The organism is Roseateles hydrophilus (assembly GCF_026712245.1).
Classification (GTDB): Bacteria; Pseudomonadota; Gammaproteobacteria; order Burkholderiales; family Burkholderiaceae_C; genus Pelomonas; species Pelomonas hydrophilus.
Genome location: NZ_JAPPUY010000001.1, coordinates 871,554 through 889,248 on the forward strand (window position 1 = coordinate 871,554; position 17,695 = coordinate 889,248).

A 17,695-nucleotide genomic window follows, 5' to 3' on the forward strand; every position below is an offset into this window, starting at 1 on the left:
GTCACAGCGTCGTGCTGCGCTTCCTCGCCATCGGCGGGTTCTTCGCGAAGTACTTCGCGATGCCGGACGCCAGCGCGTCGACCAACTGATCCTGGTAGTCGGGATCGCGCAGCTTCTTCTCTTCCTCGGGGTTGGAGATGAAGGCCGTCTCGACCAGGATGCTGGGGATGTCTGGCGCCTTCAGCACGGCGAAGCCCGCTTGCTCGACGCGCGGCTTGTGCAGGCGGCCGATCTTGCCGATCTGGCCCAGCACCTCGCCGCCGAGCTTGAGGCTGTCCTTGATCTGCGCCGTGGTGCTCATGTCCAGCATGGCGCGCAGCACCTGGGCGTCCTTGGTGGCGGCGCCGACGTTGACGCCGCCCACCAGATCCGCCGCGTTCTCCTTGTTGGCCATCCAGCGCGCGGCAGCGCTGGTGGCGGCACCGTCCGACAGCACGAACACGGATGCGCCGCGCGCCTGCGGCGTGAAGAAGGCGTCCGCATGGATGGACACGAACAGGTCGGCCTGCACGCGCCGCGCCTTGCGCACGCGTTCCTGCAGCGGCACGAAGAAGTCGGCGTCGCGCGTCATCAGCACGCGGATGTTGGGGTTGGCCTGCAGGCGTTCGCGCAGCTTCAGGCCCACGGCCAGCACCACGTCCTTCTCGCGCAGGCCGGTCGGGCCGATGGCGCCGGGGTCCTCGCCGCCGTGGCCGGGGTCCAGCGCGATGACGATGAGGCTGTCCATGGACGCGGGCGCACCGGGCTTGGCCTCCGGCGCGTGCCGGGGCGCCGTGGCGACGGCAGGCGCGCTGGCGGGCGTGGGCGGCTTCGTGGCGGCCGTCGGTGGCAGCGCCGGCGGGGCAGGGCGCTCGATCTTCTGGATCAGCTCGCCCAGCGCGTCGTTGACGGCGCTGGCCGCGTCCTCGGCGCGGCGGGCCGCGGTGGCGGCTGGTGGCTGCGCTTGCGCGAGCGCGGCCAGCGGGTCGACCTCGGTGCTGGGGTGCAGATCCAGCACGAGGCGGTGCTTGTAGGCCGCCACCGGCGCCAGCGTGAAGACCTGGGGCGCCGCCGGCTGCTTGAGGTCCAGCACGATGCGCACGACGGTGGGCGTGTTCTGGCCCACGCGCACGCCGGCGATGTAGGGGTCGTCGGCCTTGACCTTGCCGATGAGCTCGCGCAGCCCCGGGCTCAGCGTCAGGCCGTCGACATCGATGACGAGGCGGTGCGGCGAGTCGACGAGGAAATGCTTGGCCGCGAGCGGCCGGTCAGACTCCAACGTGACGCGGGTGTAGTCCGCCGCTGGCCACACGCGCACGGCCAGGATGCGGGCCTCGCTGCTGGCAGCCAGCGTGTGCGGCGCCTGCAGCAGCAGGGCCAGCAGGCCCAGCGACTCGCGGCGCTTCACGACAAGGCCTCCACCAGCCGGCGTGCACCCACCGCGCGCACGCGGCGGCTGTCGTCGGGCAGCAGCTCGATGAACAGCTGCAGGTCCGGCGGCGGCAGCTGCCCGGCGGCCTTCTCGGGCCATTCGCACACCTTCAGGCCGGGCGCGGCGAAGACGTCGCGAAAGCCGGCGTCCTCCCACTCGCGCGGGTCGCCGAAGCGGTAGAAGTCGAAGTGGCTGGCCACGCCGCCGCCCGGCAGCTCGTAGCTTTCCATGACCGCGTAGCTGGGGCTCTTGATGCGCCCCGTGATGCCCAGTGCCCGCAGCAGCAGGCGCGTGAAAGTCGTCTTGCCGGCGCCCAGCGGGCCATGCAGCTCGATCACGGCGTCAGGGGTTGGGAGCAGTGCCGCCGCCAGTTGCTCGGCGGTGGCCTGGGCTGCGGCCTCGTCGGGCCACAACAGCCTCAGTTCGGTGGCTGTCTGCTCGCCACCGCTTGCAACAGGCTCACTCATCAATCAATGCGTCCCACGTCCAACATGCCGCTCGTTCCTTCAACGCTACGCACCCGATTGCGCCGCCCCGCCACGCCCCGGCGGCGTTGCGCCGCCTTGCGGGCACAAGCCCGCAGCGTTGTCGCGCCTTGCCGGACCGCGCCGGTACGGCCCACTCGGGCACGTCCGGCCACCGCACTGAGGCTGGCGCTTTCTAGAATCGCAGGCAAATGCAAGAGGTCCCGTCCACTGTCGATGCTGCCGCGCTGTTCAAGCGTTTGCGCGGCTGGGCGCGTGAGCTGGGATTCTCACAGATCGCCGTGGCCGATGTGGACTTGCGGCATGCCGAACCGGGCCTGCAGGCATGGCTGGACGCGGGCCACCACGGCAGCATGCACTACATGGCCGCTCATGGCATGAAACGGGCTCGTCCGGCCGAGCTGGTGCCGGGCACGCTGCGCGTCATCACCGCCCGCATGGACTACCTGCCGCCGGCCACCGAGCCCGGCTGGCAGGCCGTCGAATGGGCTGGCCTGGCGCGGCCGACGCAGGCGCAGATTTCGGTCTACGCACGGGGGCGGGACTATCACAAGGTGCTGCGCAACCGGCTGCAAAAGCTGGCCGAGAAACTGGCAGCCGAGGTCGGCCCGCTGGGCTTTCGCGTGTTCACCGATTCGGCGCCGGTGCTGGAGGTGGAGCTGGCCACGCGCTCGGGCCTGGGCTGGCGCGGCAAGCACACCTTGACGCTGCACCGCGAGGCCGGCTCGATGTTCTTCCTCGGCGAGATCTTCATCGACCTCGCGCTGCCCGTGACCGAGGCCACCAGCGCCCATTGCGGCGAGTGCCGCGCTTGCCTGGATGTGTGCCCCACGGCGGCCATCGTCGCGCCCTACCGCGTGGACGCGCGGCGCTGCATCTCCTACCTCACCATCGAGCACGACGGGCCGATTCCCGAGGAGTTGCGGCCACTGCTGGGCAACCGGGTGTATGGCTGTGACGACTGCCAGCTGGCCTGCCCCTGGAATAAATTTGCCAAGCCGGCGATGCTGGCGGACTTCGATGTGCGCCCGGGCATGGCGGGCACGTCCATCGCGGCGTTGCTGGGCTGGAGCGAGGCCGAGTTCCTGTGCCGCACCGAGGGCTCAGCCATCCGGCGCATCGGCTTTGTGCGCTGGCGCCGCAATCTGGCTGTGGCGGCCGGCAATGCGCTGCGCCAGCAGGAGGACGCCGAACTGCGCGTCGCGCTGCAGCGGGCGCTGGAGGGCGCCGATGCGCTGGTGGCGGAGCACATCGGCTGGGCCTTGTCGGCGATGGCGGCGGGCGCCGCGTTATCGTCACCGTCCATGGTTTGCCAGGGAGTTTCTGCATGAGTTTTTCCGTCCGCCTGCGCGCGGCCGCCGTCGCGCTGGCCGCCGCTGCCGCGCTGCCCGCGCAGGCCGTGCGCTACGAAGGCCAGGACTTCGCCGACACGCTGCCGCTTGGCGGCAGCACGCTGGTGCTCAACGGCGTGGGCAAGCGCCAGGTGGCGATCTATCCGATGTATTTGGCAGCGCTGTACCTGCCCGCCAAGGCCGGCACGCCGCAGGCCATCTATGGCCAGGTGGGCCCCAAGCGGCTGGAGCTGCGCATCGTGATCCCGCTGGTCAAGGACGTCTCCACGCAGGAGTTCGTCAAGGCCATCAACAAGGGCGTGAACCGCAACAGCACCGAGGCCGAGAAGGCTGCCGTGGCCGAGCGCGTGGCGCAGTTCAATGCGGCCATCGCCGAGGTGGGGCGCGTGAAGAAGGGCGACCTGCTGGTCATCGACTACCTGCCGGCCCAGGGCGGCACGGTGCTGACGGTGAACGGCAAGACCTGGGGCAGCCCCATCCCGGGGCAGGACTTCTACAGCGCCTTCCTGAAAGTGTTTTTGGGCGATCGCAACAGCGATGCCCACCTGCGCGCCGCGCTGCTGGGGCAGCCGGGCTAGCATCACCGCATCCAACACCGAGGAGACATTCGCATGCAACGCCGCTCACTTCTGCAGGCCGCCACGCTGGCCGGCCTGAGCCCTCTGTCGCAGCTGGCCCTGGCCCAGGCCTACCCGGCCAAGTCGGTGCGCCTCATCGTGCCCTTCGCACCGGGCGGCACGACGGACATCATTGCCCGCATCCTGTCCGAGCGCATGCCGGCACTGCTGGGCCAGACCATGGTGGTGGACAACAAGGCCGGCGGCGGCGGCACCATCGGCGCCACCGAAATTGCCCGCGCGACACCGGACGGCTACACGCTGGGCGTGGCCACCGTGTCGACGACGGCGGCCAACCCGGCCATCAACCCCAAGATCGCCTACAACCCGCTGACGGACTTCACGCCCATCATCAACGTCGCGGCCACGCCCAACGTCATCGCGGTGCACCCGAGCTTCCCGGCACGTGACTACAAGGGCTTCCTGGCCGAGCTCAAGAAGAACCCCGGCAAGCACAGCTTCGCGACCTCCGGCACGGGCGGCATCGGCCACCTGCAGATGGAGCTGTACAAGACGCTGGCCGGCGTGTTTGTGCTGCACATCCCCTACCGCGGCGCCGGCCCGGCGCTGAACGACACGGTGGCCGGCCAGGTGCCGATGATCTTCGACAACCTGCCGTCGGCGCTGCCCTTCATCAAGGACGGCCGGCTGATCCCCATCGTCGTGGCGGCCCCGAACCGTGTGGCTTCGCTGCCGCAGGTGCCGACCTTCAAGGAGGTCGGCCTGGAGGCCGTCAACCGCATGGCCTTCTACGGCATCCACGGCCCCAAGGGCCTGCCCAAGGAGGTCGTGGATCGCATCAGCGCGGCGGTGAAGAAGGCCGTCGAGATCCCCGAGGTGAAGAAGCGCATCGAGGACACGGGCTCGCTGATCGTGGCCAACTCGCCCGCCGAGTTTGCCGCGCAGATCGCGGCCGAGCTGGAGGTCTACAAGAAGGTCGTGGCGCAGCAGAAGCTGAAGCTTGACTGACCCAGGCATCGAGTCCTTCATCGAGGCGCTCTGGCTGGAAGACGGCCTGAGCGCCAACACGCAGGCGGCCTACCGTCGCGACCTGGCCGCGCTGGCCGCGTGGCTGCGGCCGGCGGCGCTGGACGCCTGCACCGAAGCGCAGCTGTTCGCCTACGCGGTGGAGCGGCCGGCGCTCAAGACCACCACGGCCAACCGGCGCCTGTCGGTGTTCAAGCGCTACTTCCGCTGGGCGCTGCGCGAGGGCCGCATCGCGGCCGACCCGACGCTCAAGCTCGCAGCGGCCAAGGCGCCGCTGCGCGTGCCCAAGCTGCTCAGCGAGGCGCAGGTCAGTGCGCTGCTGGCCGCGCCCGACGTGAACACGGCGCTGGGCCTGCGGGACCGCGCCATGCTGGAGCTGATGTATGCCAGCGGCCTGCGTGTCAGCGAGCTGGTGACGCTGAAGAGCGCGCATGTGGCGTTCAAGGACGCTGTGTTGCACATCACCGGCAAGGGCAGCAAGGCGCGGCTGGTGCCGTTCGGCGAGCATGCGCGCGACTGGATGGCGCGCTATGTGCGTGAGGCCCGCGCTGAGATCCTGGCCGGGCAGAGCAGTGACGACCTGTTCGTCACCGCGCGCGGCGCGGGCATGACGCGGCAGATGTTCTGGATGCTGATCAAGCGCTACGCGGTGCTTGCGTCTATCACGGCGCCGCTGTCTCCCCACACCTTGCGACATGCGTTCGCCACGCACCTGCTCAACCACGGCGCCGATTTGCGCGCCGTGCAGCTGCTTTTGGGGCACGCCGACCTGTCGACGACGCAGATCTACACCCATGTGGCGCGCGAACGCCTCAAGGTGTTGCACGCGGCGCACCATCCGCGCGGCTGAGCCCATGGCACCGGTGTTTTCCCGCGGGCCTGCCATCCCGTGCCTGCTGTCGGCAAGCCACAACACCCCGACACCGGGCCGGTGCGGCAAAGCGCAAACTCCGCGCCCATCATCAGTTCGCCCGGAGCTTCCCGCATGCACGCCATCCGCCTGTTGCCCACCGCGCTTGCAGCGCTGACCCTGCTGGGCAGTGCTCCCGTTCTGGCCCAAGAGGCCAGCAGCCTTGAGCGTGTCACCGTCGTGGGGTCGCGCAAGTCGCTGCCTGCGGCGTCCGCCACCGAGACGCTGGTGCCGGTGGACATCTACGCCATGGGCAAAGTGGCTGAAGGTGGCGGGCAGTTCGACCTGGCGCAGAGCCTGCAGTTCCTGTCGCCGTCGTTCAATTCGACGCGCCAGACCGGTGCGGATGGCGCCGACCTGATCGACTCCGCCGCGCTGCGCGGCCTGGGGTCGGACCAGACGCTGGTGCTCGTCAACGGCAAGCGCCGCCACACAGTGGCGCTGGTCAATCTGTTCGGCGCGCGCAACCGTGGCGCGACCGGCACGGACATGAACTCGCTGCCGCTGCTGGCCATCGACAACGTGCAGGTGCTGCGCGATGGCGCGGCGGCGCAGTACGGCTCGGACGCCATCGCCGGCGTGCTGAACATCCAGCTGAAGAAGCGGGCGGGCTGCGAGGCCGTGGCCGGCTACGGCCAGTATTCGGCCGGCGATGGCAAGAACTATCTCGCGTCGGCCTACTGCGGCGTGAAGCTGGGCGGTGGCACCTTGGGCATCACCGGCGAATGGCAGGATCGCGGGCGCTCCAACCGCAACGACCCGAACGACGAGAACGTGGGCCCGCGCACCATCGGTGACACCGCGGTCAAGAACAAGACCGTCTACCTGAACGGCGAGTTCCCGCTGGCGGGCGACAACAAGGTCTACTTGACGGCCGGCGCCCAAGACCGCGACGCGTCATCGGGCGCCTGGTCGCGCGGCGGCGTGGGCTCGGGCGACATCCCCAGCCGCAACTCGGCCGCGATGTACCCGAACGGTTTCGTTCCCTTCATCAACGGCGACGTGAAGGACCGCTACGTCATCGTCGGCTGGAAGTCGAGCGTCGCCGGCTGGGACACCGACCTGTCGCAGACCTATGGCGCCAACAAGATGCGCTACAACATCAGCAACACGCTGAACGCGTCCATCGCCAACAAGGACTTGGCTGGGGGCGGCAAGGGGATCAGCCCGACGAGTTTTGATGCCGGCGGCTTCGGCTTCAGCCAGGCGACGACCAACCTCGATGTCAGCCGCTACTTCCCCGATCTGCTGGGCGGCAGCAACATCGCCTTCGGCGCCGAGTACCGCCGCGAGAAGTACGACATCGTGGCCGGCGAGCCGGGCTCCTACGTCGATGCCGACGGCGTCGGCCAAGGCGGCAACGCCGGCAGCCAGGGCTTTCCAGGCTTCCAGCCGGGCGACGCCACCAACAAGCGCCGCAGCAGTCAGGCGCTGTACGCTGACTGGGAGGCCACGCTCACCCCTTCGCTGACCGTGGATGCGGCGCTGCGCGCGGAGCATTACAGCGACTTCGGCTCCACGACGACGGCCAAGCTGGCCGGCAGCTACAGCCTCAGCAAGGCACTGCTGCTGCGTGGAGCGGCCAGCACCGGCTTCCGCGCGCCCAGCCTGCAGCAACTCTATTTCTCGTCCACCTTCACCGACTTCATCAGCGGCCAACCGCTGGACGTCGTGCTCGCGCCCAACGGCAGCAAGATCAGCAATGCCGCCGGGGTGCCGGCGCTGAAGCAGGAGAAGTCCAAGAACCTGTCAGTGGGCTTCACGTTCAAGCCCGGCAGCGACACCGCCATCACGGCAGACCTGTACCAGATCAATATCCGGGATCGCATCGTGCTTTCGGGCCGCTTCGATGCCGACAACTACCCGGCCTTGGGCGCCATCCTGCAGGGGCTGGGCGTCGGCCAGGCGCAGTTCTTCGTCAATTCCGTCAACACGCGCACCCGCGGGCTGGATGTGACGGCGTCCACCCGCGCCAAGCTCGGCGACGGCCAGTTGAGCACCTTCCTGGCGCTCAATGTCAGCCGGACCACGGTGTCGGGCATCAACGCGCCGGCCTCGCTGAAGGGATTCGAGGACGTGCTGCTGTCGACGCGCGAGCGCCTGTTCATCGAGGAGGCCGGTCCGCGCGCCAAGGGTACGTTGGGCGTCGAGTACAGCCGCGGTGCCTGGACGGGCGAGGCCAAGCTCATCCACTTCGGCAAGCAGACCCAGGGTGGGTTCAGCGACGGCGTGCTGCTGAAGTACAAGCCCAAGACCTCGATGGACCTGGGCGCCACCTGGCAGGCCACACCCGCCCTGAAGCTCAGCGTGGGCGGCAACAACGTGTTCAACGTGAAGCCGACGCGCCAGGACCCGTTCGAGACCGACAACGGCTTCTACTACGACAGCGTGCAGTTCGGCCTGAATGGCGCCTCGTACTACGCACGGGCGCACTACCGCTTCTGACGCACTCAGGGACAATCCGGGCGAATGGACCACAGTTTTCTTTCCGCCCTGATCCTGCTGCTGCTCGTGCTTGACCCGCTGGGCAGCCTTCCCATCTTCATCCCCATCATGCGCGGCGTGCCCAAGGAGCGGCGCACGCGCGTGGCCGTGCGCGAGGTGGGCATCGCTTTCAGCGTGCTGTTCGCCTTCATGTTCCTCGGCGAAGGTTTTCTGCGGGTGATGCACCTGTCCGAGCGTTCGCTGGAAGTGGCAGGCGGGGTGATCCTGATGATCATCGCCATCCGCATGATCTTCGGTGGCTCGCCGGAGTCGGCCTATGGGTTGGAGGCGGGGAAGGAGCCGCTGATCTTTCCGCTGGCCGTGCCGTTGCTGGCCGGCCCGTCGGCGATGGCGACAGTGCTGCTGCTGGCCTCGCGCCAGCCGGACCGCATCTACGAGTGGATCGGCGCGCTGGCAGCGGCCATGCTGGTGTGCGGCATCGTGCTGGTGATGGCGGACCGCATCCGCAAGCTGCTGGGCGACTCCGTCGTGTCGGCCCTGGAGAAGCTGATGGGTCTGGTGCTGACGGCCATCGCGGTGGAAATGGTGCTTGCCGGCCTGAAGCGCTACTTCGTCGGCGGACTATGAAAGTGGGGTCGGAGTCGATTTTCTGGCAAATCGACTCCGACCCCACTTTACGAAGCCCGCACGGGCTTACTTGTTCTTCTTGGCTTCCTTGCCTTTGGGGATGACGCTGGTCATCGGCGCAACGGGGCGGTCGGAGCCAGCCGTCTTGCCCTGCGGGGCGTCCTTCTTGGGCTTTTTCGCCATCTTGTTGCTGCGCTGTTCGGTATTCGCCATACGTCCTCCGGGCAAAGAGTGAATCCAGGAAATCTGAACTATGCCTCAGCAAGGTAACGCGCCCGCGCGTCACTGTGCTGCCATTGCTCTGCCGTGATGTCGTAGCGCGCGCAATCCATGTCGTACCAGCGGCCCAGGCTGGTGAAGCTCATGCCCAGGCGTTGCATGACGGCGGCGGAGTCGTGGTTCTCCGGCTGGCACACCGCACAGACGCGCTCTGGCTCCAAGGTTGCGAACGCCCAGCCCACCATGTGGCGGGCGGCCTCGCTGGCGTAGCCCTGGCCCCAGGTGTCCTGGCGGAGGCGCCAGCCGGTCTCGAGCGGTCCGGCGGGGTCGCGGTTCAGATGCTGGATGCACCCGCTGCCAAGCAGCTGACCGCTGTCCCGTGACACGAAGGCCCACCAGGAGTACCCGAACTCCGTCCACCGCGCCTTCACGCGCTCGATCATCAGCCGCGTGTCGTCGAGGGTGTCCGGCCGGCCGGTGATGAAGCGCATCACCACGGGGTCACGGTTGAGTTCGTGCAGGCCATCAAGATGGCAGTCGTCCAGCGGCTCCAGCCGCAGCCTGGGGGTGAGCAGCACAGTCATCCCACCATTCTGACGCTGCGGTCTCACGATTCGGAAGTTGCATCCCATATCGTGAAAGCGACGATTGTTGCGGCGCCGCATAATTTCTCATTATGAGTAATGTGTTTTTGTGATTTGAAAAGTGCTGCGTAAGATGTTGATTTATATGGGATAAGAATTTTGTCTTGTACAAGACTTGGGGCTATGCAGCAGCCAGGGCGAGGACTAGGCTTGAGCCATCGGTTTTTGATGTTTAGCAAGGAGCCCTCCATGACCCGCCTGACCCGTGAACAACAGATTGCCGCCCTCGAAAAAGACTGGGCCGAGAACCCCCGCTGGAAGGGCATCACCCGCGGCTACACCGCCGCCGACGTCGTGCGCCTGCGCGGCTCGGTCGAGATCGAGCACACGCTGGCCAAGCGTGGCGCCGAAAAGCTGTGGGGCCTGGTGAACACCGAGCCCTTCGTGAACGCCCTCGGCGCGCTGACCGGCAACCAGGCCATGCAGCAGGTCAAGGCCGGCCTGAAGGCCATCTACCTGTCCGGCTGGCAAGTCGCTGGCGACGCCAACAGCAACGGCGAGATGTACCCCGACCAGTCGCTGTACTCGGTGGACTCGGTGCCCAAGGTCGTCAAGAAGATCAACGCCACGTTCAAGCGCGCTGACGAGATCCAGTGGAGCGAAGGCAAGGACGACATCGACTTCTTCGCCCCCATCGTGGCCGACGCGGAAGCTGGCTTTGGCGGCGTGCTGAACGCCTTCGAGCTGATGAAGGCCATGATCGAAGCCGGCGCTTCGGGCGTGCACTTCGAAGACCAGCTGGCCAGCGCCAAGAAGTGCGGCCACATGGGTGGCAAGGTGCTCGTTCCCACCCGTGAAGCCGTGGCCAAGCTGGTGGCGGCCCGCCTGGCGGCCGACACCATGGGCGTGCCCACGCTGCTGGTGGCCCGCACCGACGCCGAAGCCGGTGACCTCGTCACCAGCGACATCGACGACAACGACAAGCCCTTCTGCACCGGCGAGCGCACCGTGGAAGGCTTCTACCGCACGAAGAACGGTCTGGACCAGGCCATCAGCCGCGGTCTGGCCTACGCGCCCTATGCCGACCTGATCTGGTGCGAGACCGGCAAGCCGGACCTGGCCTTCGCCAAGGCCTTTGCCGATGCGATCCATGCCAAGTTCCCTGGCAAGCTGCTGGCCTACAACTGCTCGCCGTCGTTCAACTGGAAGAAGAACCTGGACGACGCCACCATCGCCAAGTTCCAGCGCGAGCTGGGCGCCATGGGCTACAAGTTCCAGTTCATCACGCTGGCCGGCTTCCACAGCCTGAACTACTCGATGTTCGAACTGGCCCACGGTTACGCCCGCAACCAGATGAGCGCCTTCGTTGAGCTGCAGGAGAAGGAGTTCGCCGCTGCCGCGAAGGGCTTCACCGCCGTCAAGCATCAGCGCGAAGTCGGCACAGGCTACTTCGACGCCGTCACCACCACCATCGAAGCCCAGGCCTCTACCGCGGCCCTGAAGGGCTCGACCGAAGACGAACAGTTCTTCGACGCCAAGCACGGTTGAGCACACCGAGACCGTTGTATCGATCAGGGAAAGTCAACTCCCCGAGCTTTGGGCCCGCTGATGCGGGCCCTTTTTTCGTCGCGCAGGACGCCGGCCCGCACGAAGGCGCGTCAGCGGCCCGCGACCTGGAAGGTGCCCACGGCGCTGTTCAGCGTCGTGGCCTGTTCGCGCAGGCTCTCGGCCGCGGCGGTGGACTGTTCCACCAACGCGGCGTTTTGCTGCGTGACCTGGTCCAGCTGGCCGATGGCGAGGTTGACCTGAGCGATGCCGTCGGACTGCTCGGCCGTGGCGGTGGTGATCTCGCCCATGATGTCCTTCACGCGCTGCACGGCGCCGACGAGTTCGTCCATCGTCCGGCCCGCTTCGGCCACCAGCCGTGAGCCGGCTTCCACGCGCTCCACGCTGCTGCCGATCAGGCTCTTGATCTCCTTGGCAGCGTCGGCCGAACGGCCGGCCAGCGAGCGCACCTCGCCCGCAACGACGGCGAAACCACGGCCCTGCTCCCCGGCGCGCGCCGCTTCCACCGCGGCGTTCAGCGCCAGGATGTTGGTCTGGAAGGCGATGCCGTCGATGACGCCGATGATGTCGGCGATCCTGCGCGAGCTGCCATTGATCTCATCCATGGTGTGCACCACCTGGGCCACCACCTCGCCGCCGCGTTGGGCGACGGTGGCCGCCGATTGCGCCAGCTGATTGGCCTGGCCGGCCGATGCGGCGGACTGCTGCACGGTGCCGGTCAGCTGCTCCATCGCGCTGGCGGTCTCTTCCAGGCTGGACGCGGCCTTCTCGGTGCGGGCGCTGAGGTCCTGATTGCCGGCTGCGATTTCCGACGACGCATTGCCGATGGACTCGGCGGTGTCGCGGATGCCGGCAATGGTGGTCGACAGCGACTCGCGCATGCGGCGCAGTGTCATCTGCAGCTGACCGATCTCGTCGGCCCGTGCCTTCATGCCCTTGCCCGAGCGCGTCAGGTCGCCATTGGCCACGCGGTCGGCCAGTTCGTTCGCAGCGGCCAGCGGCACCGTGATGCTGCGCGTGATGTGCCAGGCTGCCGCTGCGCCCAGGGCCAGCATCAGCAGCCCCAGCGCGATCAGCACGGCGCGGCTGCGCCCGGTCGCGTCATTGATGCCGAGGGCCGTCGCGTCGATGCTCTTGCGCTGGTGATCCAGGAACTCCTGCATGCGCTGCAGATACAGCTTGGAACCCGGCACGAACACCTCGGTCAACAGCTTGTCGGCGCCTTCAGCGTCGCCGTCCTTCTTCAGCTGCGTGATCTTGTCGCGCGACTCCAGGTAGACCTTGCGTGCTTCGTTGACGGCATCGAAGAGCTTCTGCTCCTCGGGTGAACTGATCATGCCCTTGAGCTTGTCCTGCAGCTCAGCCGAGGCGCGCGAGGTCTGCGCCGCATCGTCCTTGAAAAGCGCCAGCAGCGACGGATCGGCGCTCTTGGCGATGGCCATCGTGCGCCGCACGCCAGCGTTGATGTAGAGGCTCCAGTCCGAGATCAAGCGCTCCTTGGCAAGCGGCGCAGCCATCATCTGCCGGGTGGCCGTGGCGGTCGACGTCAGTTGCCAGGACGCCAGCGCGATCACGCAGCCGGCCAGCGCCAGCACCAGCGCAAAGCCTGCGGCCAAGCGTTGGCCGATGGATAGATTGATCATGGGATTCGCCTCTTGCCTTGTTGTTTTGACGCCCTGGCCCGGCTGGGTCGGGGGCAACCGGCAATGCTAGGGCGGCGGCGCGCGGGCACGCCGATTCAAAGCGGGACTTCGATCACGCTTGCCGCGGTGAAAACGATGTCGCGGCGGCGCGCTATGCCGGCAGATAGCGGCGCCACATCTCGTTGGAGAAGCGCCCCTGCGGGTCGACCTCGGCCTTGAGCCGGCGCAGGCTGGCAGCCTCCGGATAGGCGGCGTTGAACTGGCGCGGCTCGGCATGCAGCTGGTAGGGCAGGTAGTACCGGCCCTCGTGCTTCAGCGCCAGCTCGATGAGCGCGCGCGTCCACACGCCCACTGCAGCCTGCGCCTGTGCGCTGGTGCCCTGCCGGTAGTACAGGACGAAGCAGAACACCTCCTCGCGGGCCCAGGGCAGGGCGCTGACGCGGTCGGCCGGTGAATGGCGGATGGAGATGTTCAGCACCTGCGCGCCGGCCCGCTGCAGCTCAGCCGCCATGGCCCGCGCGAACCCCAGGAAGTGCCGCACCGGCACGAAGTACTCCTGCAGCACATAGGTCGACACGGCGCGGCTGTGCGGCTCCAGCTCGGCCACGTCGCGGCTGGCCTCGTGGTTCAGCCACTGCACGGCGGCAGGGCGGTTCAGCAGCGGATGCACGACCGAGCGCCGCAGCGCCGTGCCGCCGGGCGCCTCGGTCAGCAGCCGGATCATGTGGCGCTCCTTCGCGTACGACTGCCGGCGCGGCACGAGCCGGGCGGTCTCGGTCAGCGGCTTGTCGTCGCCGCAGCGCCGCCACGTGACGGCGTGCGGCCGGTCGAAGGCTGGCGGCAGCAGGTCGGCGTTGTGCAGCACGGCGGCGGGGTCGGCCAAAACGTGGTCGCGGAAGTGCTCGGCGTAGGCCGTCAGCGCCAGCGGCGTGTAGCGCCGCTCGATGCGCACGTTGTCGGCCAGGTCCAGCTCCACTTCGGTGATGACGCCGACTGCGCCGTAGCCTCCGATGGCGGCGGCGAACAGCGCCGGGTTCTGCGCGGCGCTGCACTCCGCGACGCGGCCATCGGCCAGCACCAGCTGCAGCGCGCGCACCGAATGCCCCACCGGGCCGTGGCCCACATAGCGCCCATGCGCGTTGACCGATACCGCGCCGCCGATGCTGAAGTTGGCGTAGCTCTGCATGGTCTTGACGGCCAGGCCCTGCGGGTCGAGGTGGTCCTGCAGGTCGCGCCAGCGCATGCCGGCCTGCACGCGGGCCTGGCGGCCCGGCACGTCCAGCCACAGCAGCTCGGCCATGCCCCGCATGTCCAGGTGCAGGCCGCCCACCAGGCCCACCTGGCCGCCCATGCTGAAGCGCCCGCCGCCGATGCACACCTGGCCCGGCCAGGCGGCCAGCGCCTGCACGACGTCATCGGTCGTCCGGGGCGTGGCGACGCGGGCGACCTCGACCGTGTACAGCCCCGTGACGTTGCGAACCGCCACGCTGGGTGCGCCGAGCGCACGTAGCGGCAGCGTGCCCAGCAGGCCCGCCAGCGCCAGCGCGCGCGCCAGCAACTCGCGCCGACGCCAGGCCATCAGCGCGAGGCGGCGAGCAGTGCGCGGTAGTCGTCGGCGCTGGCGAGGCGCGGGTTGGTCTTGTGGCAGTGATCCAGCAGTGCGCGGTCGATGATGGCGTCGTCCAGCTCGGGCGCCACGCCCATGGCCGCCAGGCCGGCGGGCAGGCCCAACCGGGCGTTCAAGGCGGTGATGGCGTCGGCCACGGCGTCGGCCGTGCCGACCGCCAGGCCCATGGCCTGTGCCAGCCGCGCGATGCGGCCGTCGCGCTGCACGCTGGCGGCCTCGGCGTTGAAGCGGATGACGGCCGGCAGGAACACCGCGTTCAGCGTGCCGTGGTGCAGCCGAGGTGCCAGGCCACCCAGTGCATGGCTCAGCGAATGCACGGCGCCCAGGCCTTTCTGGAAGGCCAGCGCGCCGTGCACGCTGGCGCACATCATGTCCAGCCGCGCGTCGCGGTCCTGGCCGTCGCGCGTGGCGCGCTCGATGCTCTGCCAGCCGCGCCGCAGCCCCTCCAGCGCAATGCCATCGGCCGGCGGGTTGAAGGCCGGTGCGAGGAAGGTCTCGATGCAGTGGGCGATGGCGTCCATGCCGGTGGCGGCCGTCAAGTGCGGCGGCAGCGCCAGCGTCAGCTCGGGGTCGCAGATGGCGGCCTTGGGGCACAGCTCCCAGTTGTGGAAACCCAGCTTGCGGCCGTCGTCGACGATGAGGATGGCGCCGCGCGCCACCTCGCTACCGGTGCCAGCCGTCGTTGGCACGGCGATGACGGGCAGCACCTTGGACGTGATGTTGACCGCGCCGCCCTCGATCGTGGCCCAGCGCTTGAGCGGCCCCTCGTGCGTGGCGGCAAGGGCCACGCCCTTGGCCAAGTCGATGCTGGAACCGCCGCCGACGGCAATCAGCCCGTCGCAGCCCGCCTCGCGCAGCTGCTCGACAGCCAGGCGCACGGCGGCCTCGGTGGGGTTGGGCGGCGTGCGGTCGAACACCGCGGGCGGTGTGGCGAAGGCGGCCAGCGCCTGGTCCAGCACGCCGGCAGCGCGCACGCCCGCGTCGGTCACCACCAGCGGGCGGTGCATGCCCACTCGCTCGCATTCCGCGGGCAGCAGCCGGCGGGCGCCGAACTCGAGTTCGATACGGGTCAGGTACAGGATCTGGGCCATGCGTGGTCTCCGCCGTGTTGACGTCATCCTAGTGCGGGTGCGCTGACGTGCGCGTCGTGCGGGCGACTCGCGCGGCGCTGCCGGCAGCCGGACAATCCGGCCTCCATGACCCACCCGCTGTCTCCCCGCATGGCCGAGCTGCTGGCGCGCATCCAGCGTGCCAAGCGCCCGGCTTTTCACACCCTCACGCCGCGTGAGGCGCGCATCGCCTACCGCATGGGCGCCGAGATCCTGGACCTGCCGCGTGCGCCGCTGCCCCGCGTGCAGGACCTCACCGCCGCCGGCCGGCCGGCGCGGCTGTACGCGCCCAGTGACGCGCGGCTGCCGGTGCTGCTCTACCTGCATGGCGGCGGCTTCACCATCGGTGACCTGGAGACCCATGACAGCCTGTGCCGCCAGCTCAGCCTGCGCAGCGGCGCGGCCGTGCTGTCGCTGGACTACCGGCTGGCGCCCGAGCACCGCTTCCCGGCGGCGGTGGACGACAGCTGGGCTGCGCTGGCCTGGCTGCACGAGCACGCCGATGCGCTGGGGCTGGACGGCAGCCGGCTCGCCGTGGGCGGCGACAGCGCCGGTGGCACGCTGGCGGCCGGCTGTGCCTTCTTCGCCCGCGATCGTGGCCTGCCGCTGAAGGGGCAGCTGCTCATCACGCCCGGCACCGACGCCCACATGGGCCACGACTCCCACCGCCGCTTCGCCGAGGGCTTTCTGCTGGACGCCAAAGGCATCGAGTGGTTCTTCAGCCACTACATCGACCCCGGTGAGCGCACCGACTGGCGCTTCGCGCCGCTGCTGGCCGAGGATCACGCCGGCCTGGCGCCCGCCGCCGTGCTGCTGGCCGAGGCCGACCCGCTGGTGGACGAGGGCCTGGCCTACGCCGACACGCTGCGCGCAGCCGGCGTGCCGGTGCAGCTGGAACTGACGCGCGGCGTCACGCACGACTTCATCAAAATGGGCCGCAGCCTGCCCGAAGCGCTCGCCGCGCTGGACTTCTGCGCGGCGGCAATTGCCGACCATCTCAGGGAGACGACATGAAGAAGACCGAGTTCCGTCACCACGAGCCCCTGCGCGTGCGCTGGGCCGAGATCGATGCCCAGGGCATCGTCTTCAACGGCCACTACCTCACCTACATGGACACCGCCGTCAGCGGCTACTGGCGCGCACTGGCCATGCCCTATGCCGAGACCATGAAGGGCCTGGGCGGCGACCTCTACGTGCGCCGCGCCATGCTGGACTACCGCGGCTCGGCGCGCTACGACGACCGGCTGGACATCGGCATCCGCGTGCGCGAGTTCGGCAACAGCTCCATGAAGGTGGACGGCGCCGTCTTCCACGGTGAGCAACTGTTGGTGCAGGCGGAGATGGTCTACGTGTTCGCCGATCCGGCCACGCAGTCACCGCTGCCGGTGCCCGACGCGCTGCGCGGCCTGATCCACGACTTCGAGGCCGGCCGCCCGGTGGTGGACGTGAGCCTGGGCAGCTGGGCCGAGCACGGCGCGGCCGCCACGGCGATCCGCCGCGAGGTGTTCGTCCAGGAGCAGCACATTCCGGCCGACCTGGAATGGGACAGCGCCGACGCCACCTGCCTGCATGCACTGGCGCGCAACCGCTTCGGCCTGCCGCTGGCCACCGGCCGCTTGCTGGAACACGTGCCGGGTGTGGCCAAGATCGGCCGCATGGCCGTGCGGCGCTCCATGCGCGGCGCGCAGATCGGCCGCCTGGTGCTGGATGCGCTGATGGCCGAGGCCAGGCAGCAGGGCTACCGGGAGGTGCTGCTGCACGCGCAGCTGTCGGCCGAGAACTTCTACCTGCGCGCCGGCTTTCAGCGCCGGGGCGAGCCGTTCGAGGAAGCCGGCATCGGCCACGTCGAGATGGTGCGCGCGCTCTAACCGAGCATCTCGAAGCGCTCGACGCGCCGCTCCGTCGCGACCCACGGCGCCATCGCGGCCGCCACCTGCGGCTCGCGGTGCGTCCAGCCCTCGGGGTAGATCTCCATCCAGGTCCAGCGGCCTTCGGCGTCGGGCTCGGGGCGCTGCAGCAGCTCGATGGGCGCCTCGACGCGCGCCTTGCGGAAGACGGTGAGGGCGCTGTCGACGTTGTCAGCGGCGACGCGGTAGTACACGTAGAGCTGCAC

At 68.9% G+C, this 17,695-nt stretch carries 17 protein-coding genes; 9 read left to right on the top strand and 8 right to left on the bottom strand.

Going from position 1 to position 17,695, the window contains the following annotated elements; genetic code table 11:
• Position 1 precedes the first annotated feature (1 nt).
• Both NYO99_RS03860 and tsaE read right to left on the bottom strand, forming a co-directional pair.
• A complete protein-coding gene (locus NYO99_RS03860) occupies positions 2-1,387 on the bottom strand; it encodes an N-acetylmuramoyl-L-alanine amidase (protein WP_422395469.1) in 1,386 nt (461 codons plus the stop codon).
• Entirely contained in the window at positions 1,384-1,878 is a 495-nt protein-coding gene (gene tsaE, locus NYO99_RS03865; RefSeq protein WP_268165776.1) for a tRNA (adenosine(37)-N6)-threonylcarbamoyltransferase complex ATPase subunit type 1 TsaE, read from the bottom strand. The genes NYO99_RS03860 and tsaE overlap by 4 nt, the downstream gene beginning before the upstream one ends.
• A gap of 209 nt (positions 1,879-2,087) precedes the next feature.
• Here tsaE and queG point away from each other — a divergent pair, with 209 nt between their 5' ends.
• From queG to NYO99_RS03895, 6 genes are all read left to right on the top strand, one after another.
• The gene (gene queG, locus NYO99_RS03870; protein WP_268165777.1) at positions 2,088-3,227 is read left to right on the top strand and encodes a tRNA epoxyqueuosine(34) reductase QueG; all 1,140 of its coding nucleotides are present in this window, start codon (positions 2,088-2,090) and stop codon (positions 3,225-3,227) included.
• Positions 3,224-3,826, top strand: coding sequence for a chalcone isomerase family protein (locus NYO99_RS03875; RefSeq protein WP_268165778.1), 603 nt, complete (start codon positions 3,224-3,226; stop codon positions 3,824-3,826). The genes queG and NYO99_RS03875 overlap by 4 nt, the downstream gene beginning before the upstream one ends.
• 33 nt (positions 3,827-3,859) lie before the next feature.
• Positions 3,860-4,834: a tripartite tricarboxylate transporter substrate binding protein BugE gene (locus NYO99_RS03880; RefSeq protein ID WP_268165779.1), complete on the top strand. Its 975-nt coding sequence runs from the start codon at positions 3,860-3,862 to the stop codon at positions 4,832-4,834.
• Positions 4,827-5,702, top strand: coding sequence for a site-specific tyrosine recombinase XerD (xerD, locus tag NYO99_RS03885; protein ID WP_268165780.1), 876 nt, complete (start codon positions 4,827-4,829; stop codon positions 5,700-5,702). The genes NYO99_RS03880 and xerD overlap by 8 nt, the downstream gene beginning before the upstream one ends.
• Before the next feature lie 135 nt (positions 5,703-5,837).
• On the top strand, positions 5,838-8,207 hold the full coding sequence (locus tag NYO99_RS03890; RefSeq protein WP_268165781.1) for a TonB-dependent receptor plug domain-containing protein: 2,370 nt from the start codon (positions 5,838-5,840) through the stop codon (positions 8,205-8,207).
• A gap of 24 nt (positions 8,208-8,231) precedes the next feature.
• Positions 8,232-8,834 (top strand): MarC family protein, encoded by a 603-nt coding sequence (locus NYO99_RS03895; RefSeq protein WP_268165782.1) that lies wholly within the window; start codon positions 8,232-8,234, stop codon positions 8,832-8,834.
• 66 nt (positions 8,835-8,900) lie between these two features.
• Here NYO99_RS03895 and NYO99_RS03900 read toward each other — a convergent pair whose 3' ends face one another.
• Both NYO99_RS03900 and NYO99_RS03905 read right to left on the bottom strand, forming a co-directional pair.
• Positions 8,901-9,047, bottom strand: a complete 147-nt coding sequence (locus NYO99_RS03900; RefSeq protein WP_268165783.1) for a hypothetical protein — start codon at positions 9,045-9,047, stop codon at positions 8,901-8,903.
• Positions 9,048-9,085: 38 nt separating this feature from the next.
• Entirely contained in the window at positions 9,086-9,637 is a 552-nt protein-coding gene (locus NYO99_RS03905; RefSeq protein WP_268165784.1) for a GNAT family N-acetyltransferase, read from the bottom strand.
• A gap of 249 nt (positions 9,638-9,886) precedes the next feature.
• Between NYO99_RS03905 and aceA the strand changes: the two genes are divergently transcribed.
• Positions 9,887-11,185, top strand: a complete 1,299-nt coding sequence (gene aceA, locus NYO99_RS03910; RefSeq protein WP_422395470.1) for an isocitrate lyase — start codon at positions 9,887-9,889, stop codon at positions 11,183-11,185.
• A gap of 110 nt (positions 11,186-11,295) precedes the next feature.
• On the opposite strand, the gene NYO99_RS03915 is transcribed toward aceA, so the two are convergent.
• The 3 genes from NYO99_RS03915 to NYO99_RS03925 form a co-directional block, all read right to left on the bottom strand.
• A complete protein-coding gene (locus tag NYO99_RS03915) occupies positions 11,296-12,846 on the bottom strand; it encodes a methyl-accepting chemotaxis protein (RefSeq protein ID WP_268165785.1) in 1,551 nt (516 codons plus the stop codon).
• Positions 12,847-12,997: 151 nt separating this feature from the next.
• Positions 12,998-14,425 carry an FAD-binding oxidoreductase gene (locus tag NYO99_RS03920; protein ID WP_268165786.1) on the bottom strand — a complete coding sequence of 476 codons (1,428 nt, stop codon included), beginning with the start codon at positions 14,423-14,425 and terminating at the stop codon, positions 12,998-13,000.
• Positions 14,425-15,564, bottom strand: a complete 1,140-nt coding sequence (locus tag NYO99_RS03925) for an iron-containing alcohol dehydrogenase (RefSeq protein ID WP_268165787.1) — start codon at positions 15,562-15,564, stop codon at positions 14,425-14,427. Before NYO99_RS03925 ends, NYO99_RS03920 begins: the two co-directional genes overlap by 1 nt.
• Positions 15,565-15,669: 105 nt before the next feature.
• On the opposite strand from NYO99_RS03925, the gene NYO99_RS03930 reads away from it, so the two are divergent.
• Positions 15,670-16,596, top strand: a complete 927-nt coding sequence (locus tag NYO99_RS03930; RefSeq protein ID WP_268165788.1) for an alpha/beta hydrolase — start codon at positions 15,670-15,672, stop codon at positions 16,594-16,596.
• Positions 16,593-17,450: a YbgC/FadM family acyl-CoA thioesterase gene (locus NYO99_RS03935; RefSeq protein ID WP_268165789.1), complete on the top strand. Its 858-nt coding sequence runs from the start codon at positions 16,593-16,595 to the stop codon at positions 17,448-17,450. Before NYO99_RS03930 ends, NYO99_RS03935 begins: the two co-directional genes overlap by 4 nt.
• Here the strand turns inward: NYO99_RS03935 and NYO99_RS03940 are convergent.
• Positions 17,447-17,695 carry a DUF4936 family protein gene (locus NYO99_RS03940; protein WP_268165790.1) on the bottom strand — a complete coding sequence of 83 codons (249 nt, stop codon included), beginning with the start codon at positions 17,693-17,695 and terminating at the stop codon, positions 17,447-17,449. The genes NYO99_RS03935 and NYO99_RS03940 overlap by 4 nt on opposite strands.

Excerpts from the sequence above, each read along its gene's own strand:
- tsaE (WP_268165776.1), bottom strand. The coding sequence starts at position 1,878 with ATGAGTGAGCCTGTTGCAAGCGGTGGCGAGCAGACAGCCACCGAACTG.
- queG (WP_268165777.1), top strand. The coding sequence starts at position 2,088 with ATGCAAGAGGTCCCGTCCACTGTCGATGCTGCCGCGCTGTTCAAGCGT.
- NYO99_RS03875 (WP_268165778.1), top strand. The coding sequence starts at position 3,224 with ATGAGTTTTTCCGTCCGCCTGCGCGCGGCCGCCGTCGCGCTGGCCGCC.
- NYO99_RS03880 (WP_268165779.1), top strand. The coding sequence starts at position 3,860 with ATGCAACGCCGCTCACTTCTGCAGGCCGCCACGCTGGCCGGCCTGAGC.
- NYO99_RS03890 (WP_268165781.1), top strand. The coding sequence starts at position 5,838 with ATGCACGCCATCCGCCTGTTGCCCACCGCGCTTGCAGCGCTGACCCTG.
- NYO99_RS03895 (WP_268165782.1), top strand. The coding sequence starts at position 8,232 with ATGGACCACAGTTTTCTTTCCGCCCTGATCCTGCTGCTGCTCGTGCTT.
- NYO99_RS03900 (WP_268165783.1), bottom strand. The coding sequence starts at position 9,047 with ATGGCGAATACCGAACAGCGCAGCAACAAGATGGCGAAAAAGCCCAAG.
- NYO99_RS03905 (WP_268165784.1), bottom strand. The coding sequence starts at position 9,637 with ATGACTGTGCTGCTCACCCCCAGGCTGCGGCTGGAGCCGCTGGACGAC.
- aceA (WP_422395470.1), top strand. The coding sequence starts at position 9,887 with ATGACCCGCCTGACCCGTGAACAACAGATTGCCGCCCTCGAAAAAGAC.
- NYO99_RS03915 (WP_268165785.1), bottom strand. The coding sequence starts at position 12,846 with ATGATCAATCTATCCATCGGCCAACGCTTGGCCGCAGGCTTTGCGCTG.
- NYO99_RS03920 (WP_268165786.1), bottom strand. The coding sequence starts at position 14,425 with ATGGCCTGGCGTCGGCGCGAGTTGCTGGCGCGCGCGCTGGCGCTGGCG.
- NYO99_RS03925 (WP_268165787.1), bottom strand. The coding sequence starts at position 15,564 with ATGGCCCAGATCCTGTACCTGACCCGTATCGAACTCGAGTTCGGCGCC.
- NYO99_RS03930 (WP_268165788.1), top strand. The coding sequence starts at position 15,670 with ATGACCCACCCGCTGTCTCCCCGCATGGCCGAGCTGCTGGCGCGCATC.
- NYO99_RS03935 (WP_268165789.1), top strand. The coding sequence starts at position 16,593 with ATGAAGAAGACCGAGTTCCGTCACCACGAGCCCCTGCGCGTGCGCTGG.